The sequence below is a fragment of the Vibrio sp. R11-SG3-ISO3-SZ genome (assembly GCF_059834345.1).
The window spans coordinates 1-15,815 of record NZ_JCBDGX010000057.1 but is presented as its reverse complement, the minus strand read 5'-3'; the positions used below and the strand labels follow the sequence as shown (position 1 = coordinate 15,815).

The following is a 15,815-nucleotide window of genomic DNA, read 5'->3' as shown; positions in this document are numbered from 1 at the left end:
TGGTGAGCTAACTCGATGACCTGTTCGAGAGGGTAGACGCCGCTGGTTCGGCTGCTCTCTATACCCACCATCGCCAGTAAACGACCATTGAGGCGAAAATGGTTAGCGGCGATGTCCCACTCCCAAATACCATCGTTTGAGCTATTGGACACCACTTCGAGTTGTTCTAGCAGTTGCTGTGATTGTTGCTCGTTATGTTTGCTGGTGGCAATCAGTGCGTCACGCTCGATAAACAGCGCCAGCATATCTAAATAGTTATTGAACATCGCCATCGAGTGAATGTTGACTTCGTCACTGATGGCGTCCACAACGGACACCAGTTTCCACTGCTGCTGGGTTCCGGTGGCGATCGGAATGATGGTGGCAATGTAGTGGGTATCGTGTTGGATAAACGGAAAACTCTCGATCCCGTCGCTGATACGATGTTGACTATCCAACGTACTAGGATGTGTCATCCCTTTCTCAGCCCAACTGTCGACGTGGTACTCACCATGACGCCCTGTGGCTAAACATGCCCAAGCGAGCGGACTGTTATAGATACTCTGGGCATCTAATATGGCAGAAAAGCCCTCTTGAGCGAGGGAATAAAAGTTTTCGAAAATCTCAAACGACGATCGCCCTTCATTGGTGAGTAAAGCTTGGCGAATCGGGGAGCCGAGGGTGGGGTCGATGGCTTTGAGACCTTTACGAGGCTTAGTGCCACAAGAGCGCCGCACAATCAACTGTTGCTCGAGCGATGTGCTGATTCTTGAATAGGGTGCACCTTGCATCCGCTTAAGGGCACGAAAGAAGACATCTCGAGTGAGCGTCTCAAGCCTTTGGTCGACAGTGGTGAGCGGCGGGGTAGTGTGGTCGCCAAGAAAGACATTGTCTACGCCAACCACCGCGATGTCCTGTGGTACCTTTAGGCCCTTGTGTTCAAGCTGTTCTATCATTCCTATCGCATTGTGGTCAGTGGCACAAATAATCGCGCTACATGGTGATTGGCGCTGTTGATAAAGCACCGCTGCTTCACGGCCGCCGGCCAGCGAGCAGTTGTTGACCTCGAAGATCATCGCTTGACTGGCAGGGTGACCATAGGCCTGTTGGATGGTTTTATAGGCAGAGAAACGTTGTCGAATGTCATCAACGGTAAAATCGCCACAAAAGCCTATCTGGCGGTGACCAAGTGAGGTGAGATGCTGGTAGAGGGCGGTGATTCCCTGAGCTTGGTCGCTAAAAAACTGTTCAACGTCCAATGAATAATGCCCACCCATTGAAAGGACGGGAATGTTGAGAGAGAGGGCTTGTTCAACCAAACGTTCACTGGCGCAACCGAGCAATACAATGAGGCCATCTAAATGCTGAAAACCGACGGGTAAATCGAACTCTGGATGATCGCCACTGCGAATAAACATCAGGTTGATATTGTTCTCAAAGGCAAGCTGCCTGAGGGTCGCGTTTATCTCACCCATGTAAAATCCACTCAGCACCGGCATGATGATACCCAGCGTCGGTCGCGTTGGAATAAGGTTGTCTGGTTGCTGCATTGGGGCTTGTCTCTCCGCCATATTCTTTTTAGAACTTCATTCTATATAGAACTCAGTGCCGAACGAGCAGCAAAGCAAGATTTTGTTTCTTGGCTCACGCTCTGTGCAAGAGGGTACGGGGCCTAGCGCACAGTTGGTGTCGATCTGATTGACAACGAAACAGACAGAAACAAGGTGAAGAATTGGCGGAAATTGAACAGAAAATAGTTAATTTTGAAAGTTTTGGCGGTAAATTAGACAAACGATTCAAAAAATAAAAATTAGTGTTGACGAACAAGTTCGAATCCGTAGAATGCATCCCGTACCCAAGAGGAAGGCAGCAAACAAGCAGCTTAACTTGGTGCAACGAAGGCGCGTTGGCAGAGTGGCTATGCAGCGGATTGCAAATCCGTGGACCTCGGTTCGACTCCGGGACGCGCCTCCATTTGCGACACTAGCTCAGTTGGTAGAGCGCAACCTTGCCAAGGTTGAGGTCACGAGTTCGAACCTCGTGTGTCGCTCCAAATTTTCAGATAGCGATAATTCGATATCTAGATGGTGTGTTACGTTTCCGTAACGGCATCACAAATTTAGATTTGTGTGCCCTGGTGGTGGAATTGGTAGACACAAGGGATTTAAAATCCCTCGGCGTTCGCGCTGTGCCGGTTCAAGTCCGGCCCGGGGCACCATCTAACGCTAAGTTATTAGCAAACCTATGCGACACTAGCTCAGTTGGTAGAGCGCAACCTTGCCAAGGTTGAGGTCACGAGTTCGAACCTCGTGTGTCGCTCCAAATTGCAAGCCCTAGCAGAAATGCTGGGGCTTTTTGGTTTTTGGTGAATGTCCATGCCAGTGAATAGTGGCATCAATTGGCAGAGCGCAACCTTACCAAGGTTGAGGTCACGCTGATGTTCAAAAGAAAGCGAACCTCGTGTGTCGCCCCAAATTGCAAGCCCTAGCAGAAATGCTGGGGCTTTTTGGTTTTGGTGATCGTCTGTGTCAGTGCATAGTGGCATCAATTGGTAGAGTGCAACCTTGCCAAGGTTGAGGTCACGCTGATGTTCAAAAGAAAGCGAACCTCGTGTGTCGCTCCAAATTATGAGCCCTAGCAGAAATGCTGGGGCTTTTTGGTTTTTGGTGAACGTCCATGCCAGTGAATAGTAGCATCAATTGGCAGAGCGCAACCTTGCCAAGGTTGAGGTCACGCTGATGTTCAAAAGAATGCGAACCTCGTGTGTCGCTCCGAATTATAAGCCCTAGCAGAAATGCTGGGGCTTTTTGGTTTTTGGTGATCGTCCTTGCCAGTGAATATTATCACCGTCTTAACTTGTAGCCGATTTAGCTGCGGCGCAGGCACCCAGCGCTCTAAGGCTTAGTCAGTTGAAACAGTTTTCCGCTGTCTGTACTAAACACGATGCCTCCGTTGGGGAGCACTTCGATATCTCGAATACGTTCACCTAAAGGCTCCAGTAAGCGCGTCTCTTCGATAATGTTGTTGTTTTGCAAGGTCAAGACGTTGATATGGGTGAGTTTTAGCGCCCCAGCGAGAAGTTTGCCATCCAGCTCAGGAAAGGCCTCGCCGCGATACAGCACTAACGAGCCAGGTGCGATAGACGGGACATACACTTTTCGGGGAGACGTCACGCCGGGCGCTTCTTCAGCTTCACCTACCGCAAGCGGCCCCCAATACTCTTTGCCGTGCGATGTGATAGGCCAACCATAATTCGCGCCTTTTTCTATCAGATTGATTTCATCGCCGCCGCGTGGCCCATGCTCTATAGACCAAAGTGTTTGACTCGGGCCGTCGTAAAACAGTCCTTGGGGATTTCGGTGACCATAGCTCCAAATTTCTGCTTGCGCGTCCTTCTCGGTAACAAAAGGGTTGTCTCTTGGGGCTGTACCACCGGGATGAAGCCTTAATATCGAACCTGCATGCGTGGAACGATCTTGACCATTGGGCCGCTCACCACGGTCGCCGACGGAGAGGTAAAGGTATTGGTCATCAAAGGTAATCCGGCTGCCAAAATGGCGACCGGTATCAGAGCCAGATGTTGTCACGAGCAGTTCACGCCACTGGCTGAGTTTACCCGCTTGAATCGCTGCAGTTGCCAGTGCGGTTTCAAGCGCATCGCCGACACGCTTAGTGAAGGTAAAGTAGTAGCGATCGCTCTCGAAAGGTGAACGGGCGACATCCAACAATCCACCTTGCCCCGACACCGCCACATCGCTAACTTGATGGATGGGCGTGTAGCGCTGAGTGTTGAGATTCACTTGACCGATTTCGCCATTTCTCTGGCTGATAAGTAAGGTGGTGTCATCGACAGCGGCGATTCCCCAAGGGACATTGAGCCCGGAGACGATAAGATTGGCTTGCCACTCGTTCTCTGGCGCTTGCGCAGTGGCGTAAGTGACGTTCAGTGAAGCAAGTGTACAGATTAAAAAAGCGCGCGTGAGAAATAGCTTGGTCATACATCGTCCTCTGAGTTAGAGCCGAAAACTAGTCCGTTATGAATGATTTTAGCATCCATACGTCGCAGCCGTTGTGCTCTGTTTCGTCCATTGGCTCGGATAAGTGTGTAAAGCCTAAGGATTCATACAGAGCGATGGCTTGCGTCATGCTTGCGAGTGTGTCGAGATAGCACTCTTCAAATCCGGCGGATTGAGCGAACGCCAAACATTGCAACGCCAACGCTTTGCCGATTCCGAGACCGCGAGTTTCAGGCAAAAGAAACAATTTCTTCAGTTCACAGCGCGTAGCGGATTGGCCAAACGGCGCCAAACCACACCCACCAACGACTTTGCCATCCAAGACAGCAACCAAGTAGAGGCTGCGTTCGCTCGGTCGGTAGTGCTCACTCATGGCGAGCACTTCGGCATCGGAAGGGCCAAAGCCTTCCCCAATGGCGCCGAACTCTTGCCCGACACGTTTGATAATATGGCAGATTGCATCGTTATGTTCTGCTGTGATTGGGGTGATGGTATGGTCTGGAGTGCTGGTATAGCTCGGTGTGTCCAATTCTGATTCCTTGTCCGTTTAAATTTGTGTTACCTACGATAGGCCTAAATAGAGTTTTATCAAGGCTTGGGGCGAATTTTCATTCAAAGGCAGTAATTATCACGATTTCGGTTTGGATTTGACCTTGGCATTCGTTACTATGTACAGCTATTTGAAAATGCCCACAATCCCTTTTGGGAACCTTATGGACACTACCACTTATGGCGGTTGTGATTGACCGGCATAGGGTAATGAGGAAACGATGCAACATCTACAAGAGATCATTGCTAATGCGAACGCAGCCATTGATGCTGCGACATCGCTCGTCGCACTTGATGAAGTGCGTGTTCAATACCTAGGAAAAAAAGGTGAGCTGACGGCTCAACTTCAAAGCCTAGGTAAACTGCCACCGGAAGAACGTCGCGAAGCGGGTCAAGAGATCAACAAAGCGAAAGGTGTGGTTCAACAAGCTATCGCGGCGCGTAAAGATGCCCTTCAACGCGCAGAGCTAGAAGAGAAACTGGCTGCTGAAACCATCGACGTGACACTGCCTGGTCGTCGCATCGAAAACGGTGGTTTGCACCCGGTGACTCGTACGGTTGAGCGTATCGAGCAGTTCTTTGGTGAGCTAGGATTCAATGTTGAGTCTGGTCCTGAAATTGAAGACGCTTTCCACAACTTTGATGCCTTGAACATTGCAGAGGATCACCCAGCACGTACGGATCACGACACCTTCTTCTTCAATCCTGATTTGATGCTGCGTACTCACACATCGGGTGTACAGATTCGTACAATGGAAAACGGTCAGCCTCCTTTCCGTTTCATTGCACCTGGCCGTGTTTACCGTAATGACTATGACCAAACGCACACGCCAATGTTCCACCAAGTGGAAGGCATGCTGGTGGATGAAAACGTCAACTTTGCTCAGTTAAAAGGCATCCTGCACGACTTCCTATGCAACTTCTTCGAAGAAGAGGTTCAGGTACGTTTCCGTCCATCTTACTTCCCATTTACTGAGCCTTCAGCGGAAGTGGATGTAATGGGCAAAAATGGCAAATGGTTGGAAGTTCTCGGTTGTGGCATGGTTCACCCGAACGTACTTCGCAGCGTTGGTATCGATGCGGAGAAATACTCTGGATTTGCATTTGGTATGGGTGTCGAGCGTTTGACTATGCTGCGCTACGGCGTCAACGACTTGCGTGCGTTCTTTGAGAACGATCTTCGTTTCCTTAAACAGTTCAAGTAATCCAGGGGATACATCACTATGAAATTTAGCGAATCATGGCTTCGTGAGTGGGTAAACCCTTCAGTCTCGACTGATGAACTTACTCACCAAATTACTATGGCCGGCCTAGAAGTCGATGACGTGCTACCTGTCGCTGGCGAGTTTACTGGCGTAAAAGTGGGTAAAGTGGTCGAATGTGGTCAGCATCCAGATGCGGACAAACTGCGTGTGACTAAAGTCGATGTTGGTGCAGAAGAGCTGCTAGACATCGTGTGTGGCGCGTCGAACTGTCGCCAAGGTATCAAAGTGGCTGTCGCAACGGTTGGCGCTGTGCTACCGGGCGATTTCAAAATCAAAAAAGCCAAGCTGCGTGGTCAACCATCACACGGCATGCTGTGTTCATTCTCTGAGCTCGGTATTGATGTTGAATCTGATGGCATCATGGAGCTAGCAGAAGACGCAGTCATCGGTACTGATTTCCGCGAGTTCCTAGGTCTTGACGATGTAACCGTTGACGTAGACCTAACGGCGAACCGTGCGGACTGTTTCAGTATCCGTGGTATGGCACGTGAAGTGGGCGTTCTCAACCGCGCTGACGTAACTGAGCCAGCGGTGAACCCAGTGGCTCCTGTTATCGATGATCAAGTCTCTATCGAAGTGAAAGCGCCGGCGGCGTGTCCACGCTACCTTGGCCGTGTGGTTAAAAACGTTAACGTTCAGGCTGAAACGCCGCTTTGGATGCAAGAAAAACTGCGTCGCTGCGGTATTCGCTCTATCGACCCTGTGGTCGACATCACTAACTTTGTTCTGCTAGAGCAAGGCCAGCCAATGCACGCATTCGATCTTGCTAAGATTGAAGGTGGCATCGTGGTTCGTATGGCAGAGCAAGGCGAAAAGCTTACTCTTCTAGACGGCAGCGAAGCTGAGCTAAACGCAGATACGCTAGTGGTTGCAGACCACAACAAAGCTCTAGCTATTGCGGGTATCTTTGGCGGTGAAGAGTCTGGTGTAACGACTGAGACTAAAGACGTACTACTTGAGTGTGCATTCTTTTCACCAGACCACATCCGTGGCCGCGCGCGTAGCTACGGTCTACACACGGATTCTTCCATGCGTTTTGAGCGTGGTGTGGATTTCGCACTACAAGCTAGCGCAATGGAGCGTGCAACAGAACTTCTTGTTGAGATCTGTGGCGGTGAAGTCGCACCTGTTGTTGCTGTAGAGTCAGAAGCTGACCTACCAAAAGCAAACACAGTAGCTCTACGTCGCACTAAGCTAGACAGCCTACTAGGTCACCACATTGCTGATAGCGATGTTGTTGAAATCCTAGAGCGTCTTGGCTTAGTGGTTGAAACAACAGACGCAGGTTGGACAGCAACAGCACCGACATGGCGTTTTGATATCGCTATCGAGCAAGACCTAATTGAAGAAGTCGGTCGTATCTACGGTTACGATAACATCCCTAACCAAAACCCAGCCGCAGCACTCAAGATGCACGACCACGTTGAAGCGAACATTCCGCTAAAACGCGTTCGTAACTTACTTGTTGACCGTGGTTACCAAGAAGCGATCACTTACAGCTTCGTTGAGCCTGAGCAGCAAAAACTGATCGTTCCGGGTGTTGAGCCACTCATCCTGCCATTCCCAATCTCTGCGGATATGTCAGCAATGCGTCTTGGTTTAATTCAAGGCCTGCTCAACACTGTGGTTCACAACCAAAAGCGTCAACAGCCACGTGTTCGTCTATTCGAATACGGCCTACGTTTTATCCCTTGTGAGTCTGCTGAAAACGGTATGCGCCAAGAGCCAATGCTTGCTGGTGTTATTGCAGGTACTCGCAGCGAAGAGCACTGGGACATCGAAACCAACACGGTTGATTTCTTTGACCTGAAAGGTGATTTAGAAGCGGTGCTTGAGCTAACAGCAAACGAAGCCGCTTACTCTTTCGCAGCGCTTTCTGCAGAAGATAAAGCTGCGAACCCAGCGCTTCACCCTGGTCAATCCGCAGCTATCATCGTTGATGGCAAGCAAGTTGGTGTGATTGGTACCGTTCACCCAGAGCTAGAGCGTAAGTTTGGTCTAAACGGCCGTACTATCGTATTCGAAGTGGAATGGTCTGCAATCAACACCAAAGTGATTCCAGAAGCGGTAGCGCTTTCTAAGTTCCCATCAAACCGTCGTGACATCGCGGTCGTTGTTGACGAAGCCGTCGCTTCTGGCGACATCGTTGCAGCATGTCTAGAGCAAGGTGGTGAGTTCTTGAAAGGCGCGAAACTGTTCGATGTTTACGTTGGTAAAGGCGTTGAAGAAGGCAAGAAGAGCCTAGCCATCGCTCTGACCTTGCAGTCGGTTGAGCGTACGCTCGAAGATGCGGACATCGCCGGTGCGGTTGACGCCATCGTCGCGCACATCTCGGACAAGTTTGGCGCGAGCTTGCGCGATTAATTGTCCATATTGACTGAATAATAGAGAGCCCGAAGCGACTTCTTCGCTTCGGGCTTTTTTATCTCTATCGCTCTGCATCTCAACGGAAGCAGAAAAAATTACTGTCAATAATGTTGTATAGTATGACAAAATATGTGTGCTGAGCGTGAGTTTCGTGCTTCAGTGAAGGTTACACTATCACTCCCCCCAAGTGTGTTGTTGCGTATCGATGAGATCGGTTACGCAATAGTTTTGCCCAAAAAAGCAAACGTTTGCACCAAGGTGATAAGACAGAAATAGATACAGATAATTGAATATTAAGGGTTAGTTGTGGAAAAGTTTTTTACAGCATTAGATCAGTTGGGGTTAGCTTGCACCCCAACTCAAGAAAATTCTCAGACGCTCCTTTGGGATGGCGTGGTGGACAATCAAGGCACAGAGACCAATGTTTGGATTCGTTGGTGCAACGAATTCAAGCGCCCGATTTATTGCAGTTTTGGCTTTCAAAGTTATTGCCATGCATTGTTTATCCGTAAGAACTTTGACAACGCATACCCTATCAGCGCTTAATTTCGTGTGGCTATAGGTCACAACTGAAAAAGCAAAACGCCCCATTATCAATGATATGGGGCGTTTTTTGTTCTTTAAGACTTTCAACTAACAAAAAAGAGCCCCGCTCAGGCGAGGCTCGGCGTCAAAAACATGTTTTGACTGCGGGGGTAGGTTAGGCCGTCGCGGTGGCCACCGCTTTGGCTTTGTCTCGCGCACCGAGTACCAATGTCAAACCAAAGGCGACAGCGAATGAGATAGCCATGCCGGCGACATAGTATCCAATCTTATCAGGGGTGATTGAGATAATGCCCGGTAGTCCTGCTGCGCCCAATGCTTGTGCTTTCACATTGAATAAGGTGACAAACGCACTCGCCGCCGCTGCGCCAATGATGGCAGCGATGAAGGGGTAGCGTAGCTTGAGGTTCACACCAAACATTGCAGGTTCGGTAATACCGAGCAGAGCTGTGATACCAGATGGCATTGCGATACCTTTCAGTTTTGTCTCTTTGGTGGTGATGCCGACCGCTAGTGCCGCTGCACCTTGTGCGACGTTCGACATTGCCGCAATCGGGAAGATGAAGGTACCACCGGTCACAGCGATGTCTGCCAATAGTTGAGTTTCAATAGCGATAAAGCTGTGGTGCATGCCGGTGATAACAAACGGCGCGTAAATAAAACCAAACAGCGCGCCGCCAATAAAGCCAGCCGAGTCGTAGAGCCAGTTGAGGCCATCACCGAGCAAGAAGCCGATATCGCGGGTAATGGGTCCAACGAGTGTGAACGTCAGGAAGCCCGTAATGAAGATTGCGAGCATGGGTGTCAGTAAGTTATCCAACACAGATGGGATAAACGAGCGTAGGCCATTTTCGACTTTCGCTAAGATGAACGCTGACACGAGTACAGGCAGAACCGAACCTTGATAGCCGACTTTCTGAATCTCAAAGCCAAAAATGTTCCAAGTCGGAATCGTACCCGCAACGCTCGCGCCGCCAAAACCCCAACCATTGAGCAAATCTGGGTGGACCATCAACATACCCAGTGCTGCGCCTAAGAAGGGGTTACCACCAAATTTCTTACTGGCAGAGAAAGCGAGAAGAACTGGCAAGTAAACGAAAGGCGCATTGGCGAAAGTGTTGATCATACTTGCAAGATCGGCGAGGCCTGGGTTTGCGTCAATGAGTGACTGTCCTTCAATGAACAGACCCGTCGCGGTCAGCACATTAAACAGACCCATCAACAGACCTCCCGCCACAATGGCAGGGATGATAGGGACAAAAATGTCCGATAGCCCCTTAACAGCGCGTTGGACGATGTTCTGCTTTTGTGCACCCGCAGAGGCAACGTCCGACGTCGACATTTCGCTCATGCCAGTCAGTTTCGCCATTTCTGCGTAGACTTGGTTGACGATGCCTGAGCCAAAGATAATTTGGTATTGCCCTGCCACTTTAAACTGACCTTTGACGCCATCGAGATTGCCGATAGCCTCTTCATCGATTATCGAATCGTCTTTCAATGCTAGGCGAAGACGAGTCGCGCAGTGGGCGAGTGCTTGGAGGTTATCTTTGCCTCCTAGCAGCGTGAGCAGCTCTTTTGCAATATTAGGATAATTCATTCCGGACCCCAGTTTGGTTCGTTACTGTTGATTATATACAATTCTCGCTTGTTCTCTTTGGGAACGTTTGCAATATGGATTTTTGGAGATTTAACCTATTCAGTCAAAGAATATTGGATGTTTATGTGAGATGGATCGGTTTATATTTTTTGCTAAATCGTTTGAGCAGAGTGATTTTTGCGGTGTTTTTTGCTAATTTTTGCAAACAATCCCAATAAGTTAACCCAAGGAATTCCGATGGCGAGCCTACATGACGTCGCGAAGTTAGCCGGCGTCTCTAAATCGACGGTATCCCGAGTCATTAATGATGAATATGGCGTGAAAGAGGCCACCAAGCAAAAAGTGATGAAGGCAGTCGAAGAGGTCGGTTATGTGGTGAATCAGGTTGCCAAAGACCTTAAATCGCAGAAAACCAATTTGGTGGGCGTCATCGTTCCTCGTATGTCATCAAACGCTGTTTCCCTCGGTGTTGATGGCATCAGCGCGGCGTTTGATGCCGCAGGAAAACACGTATTGTTGGCGAGCTCTCAACAGCTGTCAGAAAAAGAAATTGAATACATTCAGGTGTTTAATCAAAAGAGGGTCGAGGGTATTGTGCTCTATGCGACCCATATTGACATGCAATTGGTCGATGCTATCCGCGCCTCTCGCGTTCCCGTTGTACTTGTCGGGCAAGATGGCTCTCTGTTCAACATACCCAGTGTGGTACACGATGATTTGCGCGTGGGCTTTGAAGCGGGTCACCGCTTATTGGATGTGGGCTGCAAAAACATCGGCTTTATGGGGGTAAGAGACTCCGATATCGCTGTCGATAGCTTGCGTTCGCAAGGCTTAGAGCAAGCCCTAAGCATGCGCGGCGCACAACCTCTGCTGTTCCATAGTCATGGAGAGTTTTCGGTTGATTCGGGTTATGCGCAGATCCCGTCGCTTATCGAGCAATACCCTCAATTGGATGGCCTATTTTGTGCGACGGACCGCATTGCCGTTGGCGCGATCAAGGCCTTGCAAGAGCGTGGCATTCGAGTTGGCGAGCAAATCAAAGTGCTCGGAGTGGGGAATGATGAACTGGGCTATGTGGTATCACCGAGTTTATCTACCTTTGGTTATGCCTTTGATAAAGCGGGAGAAAAAGGTGCCAAGCTACTGCTCGATTTGATTGAAGGCCAACCTCAAGAAATGAGTAAAGTGGTATTAACGTTTGATCGGGTTGATCGAGAGACGTGCTGATCCCTTGATACTCAGATTTTTATCTTCAGTTAGGCTACTGGGACACATGCTATCAAGCACTTAGCCTTAAAAGGACCACTGAAGTGCGGTTCATGACGGACTCATTGCTTGCTCAAACCATCATTTTTGATTAATCTTGCAAACGTTCCCAAAATTTTTAGGTGTTGAGCCATGTCGTTAGAATACTACGTTGCGCTGTGTGGCGGTGAAGAAAATCTCCTTCGAGTCCTAATCCCCGATAGTCGGTTGATCTTTGCGGTGAAAGAGAGGGATTGCTTGTCAGATGAACTCGACCTCAAGGCCATAAGCCGTGTCGGTGACGAATGGCAAGTAACTTTTGTTCGTCCCTCAGACATAGAAGCCGAGCTTCTCCAGCTTGGGCAAAAGATAGCAAAGCGTCAGCAACTAGCGCTCAGCGAGGCCATGGTGCCTGCCGCGTGCTCATATCGTCCTAAGTGGCACGTTTCTCCGCCGCAAGGGCTTCTCAATGATCCAAATGGCTTTATTTATCATCAAGGGCAATACCACCTCTTCTATCAATGGTACCCGTTTGGTTGCGTGCACAAAGACAAATACTGGGCTCACCTGACCAGTAAAGACTTAGTCAATTGGCATTGGCAGCCAGTGGCATTGACGCCATCGGATTGGTTCGACAGTCATGGCGTATTCTCGGGTCATGCGCTGAGTGATGATGAGACATTAATGCTGTTCTACACAGGTAACACCCGGATTGATGAGCAGCGGGATCGGCACACCACGCAGTGTCTTGCGACTTCAACCGATGGCATTCATTTCATCAAGCATGGCCCAGTGATTGATTCGCTGCCACCAGGCGTGACTGCCCATATTCGCGATCCCAAAGTGATACGTCACCAGCAGGAGTGGTTGATGTTGCTCGGTGCGCAAACCACCGATCTGAAGGGGCGCCTGGCGGTGTATCGCTCTGATGACTTGCGCAACTGGACTTTCTCGGCTTTGCATGGTGATGAGCTTGGCGATTTTGGTTATATGTGGGAGTGCCCTGATTGGTTTGAACTCGGTGGGGAGACGTTTGCTGTACTTGGCCCGCAGGGGATCGAATCGTTCTCGCCTCTCAATACCATTCCACACCATAACGGCATTGCCCGCGCATCATGGGATGGTCAGCAATTGCAGTTGGAGGATTTTGTACACCTAGATTACGGTTTTGACTTCTATGCGCCCCAAACGTTGTTAACACCTGATGGTCGACGTGTCATGTGTGGCTGGATGGGCTTACCTGATGAGGTGGATCAGCCATCCAGTGACCACGGTTGGGTTCATCAACTGACGGCGCCACGCGAGCTCACTTACAGGGATGGGAAATTGTATCAATGGCCTGTTGAAGAATTGATGCAGCTAATGATAAACTCCAGTATATTAACATTGTCTAATGTAACTCAGCGTCTCGACGTAAACAGCTATCAACTAGAAGTTGAACTGCAATGGGGGCAGACGTTAAACCTTTTCGAAGGTCATGGGCAAAAGGTAGCTTTGACCGCAGACGCTAACCACCGCCGGTTGGTACTAGATCGCAGTGAGACGCAAAATCGCGCTCAAGATGAATGTCGAGAAGTGCCGCTGACCAGTGATAGCGTTCGTTTACTGATTTTAGTCGACACGTCCAGTGTCGAAATATTCATTAACAGCGGTGAAGCGGTGATGACCTCAAGAGTGTTTGTCGATGCTCAGTCGACGGGCATTTCGGTCACGGGAGCGGCAACCCGTGCTGAACTGAGATATATGAACCAAACGACGGAGCCATTTGTTTAGCGGTTCGTCGAAGTTGATAAAGGGCGACCAATGGCAGTATCGGAATACCTCGCATCGAAGGAAAAACAAGATCAGGGTTTAGCATCCGCAAGTTACTCATTTATAGCACGACAGCCTATTTTAGATAGTAATCGAGAGATTCATGCCTTTGAACTTTTGTACCGCGACGGTGAGCACAACGGTTTTCCGGTGCATATGGATTCCTCTTTGGCGACGCGAAAGTTGCTTGCGGAGCACTTCCTCAGTTACAAAGCGAGAGTGTTGGAATCCTACAAAGGGTTTGTCAATTTCAGCCAAAGTTGCTTGATAGATGGTGTTCCTTTTGACTTTCCCAGCGATTCTTTAGTGGTGGAAGTATTGGAGCAGTGTCAGCCCGACGAAACGTTGTTTCAAGCGCTCAGCAAGCTTAAGAAAGCAGGTTACACCATCGCATTAGATGATCATGTTTTCGATTCGAACTGGCAACGGTTTTACCCGCTTATCGATATTATAAAAGTCGACATTCAGCAAACCTCCATGCCCAAAAGTGCGCTAATGATTGAGGGTTTAAAACATCTCGATATCATGTTTCTTGCGGAGAAGGTCGAGACAAATGACGAATTTGAAAGGGCCAAAGCGTGTGGCTTCACACTTTTTCAAGGCTACTTTTTTACTAAGCCGGAAATCATAAAGAGTCGAAAAATTAACGCGTCATTTACCGACTTGATGTCATTATCTGAGAAACTCTCTGCAGATATTATTGATTTTGACGAAATTAGCCAAATTGTGGCGAAAAATCCGGTCCTATCACTTCAACTTCTGAATTTCATCAATGGTAGTTGTAAGCTTCGTGCGCCGATTCAATCCGTGAAGCAGGCAGTGGCTTATCTTGGTGAAGACAAGTTGAAGAAGTTTGTCACTTACGTATTGATTTCCTCACTCGCGCCCGGCAAACCAGAAGCTTTGTTTCTCATGTCATTACACAGAGCAAAAATGGCGGAATTGTTGGTGCACTATATGCGTCGATCAAGCCTAAAAAATCTTGCATACCTTTGCGGTTTGCTGTCTCTGATCGATGGCATTCTCGATATAGATATGCGAGAGGCTTTGCAGTATATCCACTTAGATAGCACCATTAAGCAAGCATTGATTTATCGAAGCGGGACTTTGGGGCAGTTAATTGATTTATTTGAATATATTGAAGCGTCAGAGTGGGATAAGATCGATCAGATTCGTCGATCCCTAGACGTGAATGACCAAGATATCATTGGTTGTAATGTTGAGGCGTCAATGTGGCTTAATGAGCTTTCAGTGCAGCCCGATTAGTATTTCTATCAATGATCATTATATCGCCCCATCTGCTCAGAAGAGCCAAACGGGGCGATGAATCCTCCATCAAAGGCGCTTAGAGTGCAGTGATATAATCGCGTAGCGCACTTTCGGATGGCAATGCGGTCATCGCGCCTTTTTGGGTTGTCGCAAGTGCGCCACAGCCATTGGCCCACTCAACGGCATGATGAATAGCCTCTTGGTTATCCCATTGATCGTATTGAGAGAGTTTAGCCAGCAGGCCGCCCACGAACGCATCGCCTGCACCTGTCGTATCGATGGGTTGAATCGCCTTTCCAGCTTGTAGGGTCTGCGTTCCCTCAAACACCACCAATGCACCTTTCGCGCCTTGCGTGACGACCACCAAGCGGTTGTTGTTACCCTTAATCGCCTCTAGTCCGGCATCGAGTGTGTGGGTCTGTGTGAGGTACATCAGTTCATCGTCAGAAAACTTAAGCACATCTGCCAGCTCAAGTGCTTGGCGAACAACCGGTAAAATCTCACTAGGGTTAGCCCACACTTCTTCTCGCAGGTTAGGATCAAAACTCACATAGCCCCCGGCTTGTTTAATTCGACGCATCGCTTCCAAGGTACTACTGCGGCTCGGCTCATTCGCCAGTGCAATAGAGCAGACATGCAGCCAATCTCCGGCAGCAAACTCAGGAATATCGCTGGGGATCAAGAACTGATCGGCGCTGGGTTTGACCATAAAGGTGAAGCTGCGCTCACCGCTGTCGTCCAGATCGACGATGACAGTCGATGTGCGCTGTTCTTCATCAAGCCGCATGCCCTGTGTGTTGACCTTTTCTGCGGTTAAGGTCTCTTTCATAAATCGGCCCAGTGGGTCGTTTCCTACACGGCCGAAAAATCCACTCTTGCCGCCTAATCTTGCGATGGCAACCGCCACGTTTGCGGGTGCACCGCCCGGGCATTTTAAGTAGGTGGTGTCGGAATCTGGAATCAGGTCAACAACCGCGTCACCTGTCACCCAAATCATGCTCATGTTCTGTTCCTCGCATAAATAGATACTGGCTTATTATAAAGCTAAATCGATTTAGCTAAACGCTAAACGGATTGTTTTGTGGTTTAGATCGTTTAATTTCTGACAAAAATCGGCCCAGGTAGAGTAAAGATAGTATTTCCTTCCCAGCGGGGTAAGATAAGGACCGATTT

Annotated in this window: 11 protein-coding genes and 6 tRNA genes; 12 read left to right on the top strand and 5 right to left on the bottom strand. The window is 49.1% G+C overall.

All coding sequences use genetic code 11. The annotated features are described in order from the left end of the window. Positions 1-1,550 (bottom strand): LacI family DNA-binding transcriptional regulator (locus AC6R1O_RS07860; protein ID WP_500656792.1); only part of this gene is annotated, 1,550 nt, incomplete at its 3' end. A gap of 329 nt (positions 1,551-1,879) precedes the next feature. Between AC6R1O_RS07860 and AC6R1O_RS07855 the strand changes: the two genes are divergently transcribed. The 6 genes from AC6R1O_RS07855 to AC6R1O_RS07830 all read left to right on the top strand — a co-directional run bounded on the left by AC6R1O_RS07855 (position 1,880) and on the right by AC6R1O_RS07830 (position 2,602). Continuing rightward, positions 1,880-1,953: transfer RNA gene (locus tag AC6R1O_RS07855), tRNA-Cys, on the top strand. A gap of 3 nt (positions 1,954-1,956) precedes the next feature. Then, positions 1,957-2,032, top strand: a tRNA-Gly gene (locus AC6R1O_RS07850). Positions 2,033-2,110: 78 nt separating this feature from the next. Continuing rightward, positions 2,111-2,197, top strand: a tRNA-Leu gene (locus tag AC6R1O_RS07845). A gap of 28 nt (positions 2,198-2,225) precedes the next feature. Then, positions 2,226-2,301: transfer RNA gene (locus AC6R1O_RS07840), tRNA-Gly, on the top strand. Positions 2,302-2,360: 59 nt separating this feature from the next. Then, positions 2,361-2,452, top strand: a tRNA-Gly gene (locus AC6R1O_RS07835). Between the two features lie 58 nt (positions 2,453-2,510). Then, positions 2,511-2,602: transfer RNA gene (locus AC6R1O_RS07830), tRNA-Gly, on the top strand. A 271-nt stretch (positions 2,603-2,873) separates the two neighbouring features. Here the strand turns inward: AC6R1O_RS07830 and AC6R1O_RS07825 are convergent. Both AC6R1O_RS07825 and AC6R1O_RS07820 read right to left on the bottom strand, forming a co-directional pair. Continuing rightward, the gene (locus AC6R1O_RS07825) at positions 2,874-3,977 is read right to left on the bottom strand and encodes a PQQ-dependent sugar dehydrogenase (RefSeq protein ID WP_500632464.1); all 1,104 of its coding nucleotides are present in this window, start codon (positions 3,975-3,977) and stop codon (positions 2,874-2,876) included. Positions 3,978-4,005: 28 nt separating this feature from the next. Further along, complete coding sequence (locus AC6R1O_RS07820; RefSeq protein ID WP_500632463.1) at positions 4,006-4,524, bottom strand: GNAT family N-acetyltransferase; 519 nt, start codon at positions 4,522-4,524, stop codon at positions 4,006-4,008. A 241-nt stretch (positions 4,525-4,765) separates the two neighbouring features. Here AC6R1O_RS07820 and pheS point away from each other — a divergent pair, with 241 nt between their 5' ends. The 3 genes from pheS (at position 4,766) to AC6R1O_RS07805 (ending at position 8,722) form a co-directional block, all read left to right on the top strand. Beyond that, positions 4,766-5,749: a phenylalanine--tRNA ligase subunit alpha gene (gene pheS, locus AC6R1O_RS07815; RefSeq protein WP_334550655.1), complete on the top strand. Its 984-nt coding sequence runs from the start codon at positions 4,766-4,768 to the stop codon at positions 5,747-5,749. A gap of 18 nt (positions 5,750-5,767) precedes the next feature. Then, a complete protein-coding gene (gene pheT, locus AC6R1O_RS07810) occupies positions 5,768-8,173 on the top strand; it encodes a phenylalanine--tRNA ligase subunit beta (RefSeq protein WP_500632462.1) in 2,406 nt (801 codons plus the stop codon). 309 nt (positions 8,174-8,482) lie between these two features. Further along, positions 8,483-8,722, top strand: a complete 240-nt coding sequence (locus AC6R1O_RS07805; protein WP_334550651.1) for a hypothetical protein — start codon at positions 8,483-8,485, stop codon at positions 8,720-8,722. A gap of 154 nt (positions 8,723-8,876) precedes the next feature. On the opposite strand, the gene AC6R1O_RS07800 is transcribed toward AC6R1O_RS07805, so the two are convergent. Continuing rightward, positions 8,877-10,316: a sucrose-specific PTS transporter subunit IIBC gene (locus AC6R1O_RS07800; RefSeq protein ID WP_500626853.1), complete on the bottom strand. Its 1,440-nt coding sequence runs from the start codon at positions 10,314-10,316 to the stop codon at positions 8,877-8,879. Positions 10,317-10,553: 237 nt separating this feature from the next. Between AC6R1O_RS07800 and AC6R1O_RS07795 the strand changes: the two genes are divergently transcribed. From AC6R1O_RS07795 to AC6R1O_RS07785, 3 genes are all read left to right on the top strand, one after another. Then, positions 10,554-11,543: a LacI family DNA-binding transcriptional regulator gene (locus AC6R1O_RS07795; RefSeq protein WP_500632461.1), complete on the top strand. Its 990-nt coding sequence runs from the start codon at positions 10,554-10,556 to the stop codon at positions 11,541-11,543. Between the two features lie 171 nt (positions 11,544-11,714). After that, positions 11,715-13,334, top strand: coding sequence for a glycoside hydrolase family 32 protein (locus tag AC6R1O_RS07790; protein ID WP_500632460.1), 1,620 nt, complete (start codon positions 11,715-11,717; stop codon positions 13,332-13,334). A gap of 30 nt (positions 13,335-13,364) precedes the next feature. Beyond that, positions 13,365-14,639 carry an EAL and HDOD domain-containing protein gene (locus tag AC6R1O_RS07785; protein WP_500632459.1) on the top strand — a complete coding sequence of 425 codons (1,275 nt, stop codon included), beginning with the start codon at positions 13,365-13,367 and terminating at the stop codon, positions 14,637-14,639. Positions 14,640-14,718: 79 nt separating this feature from the next. Here the strand turns inward: AC6R1O_RS07785 and cscK are convergent, their stop codons facing one another. Then, positions 14,719-15,645: a fructokinase gene (gene cscK / locus AC6R1O_RS07780; RefSeq protein WP_500632458.1), complete on the bottom strand. Its 927-nt coding sequence runs from the start codon at positions 15,643-15,645 to the stop codon at positions 14,719-14,721. Positions 15,646-15,815: the final 170 nt, after the last annotated feature.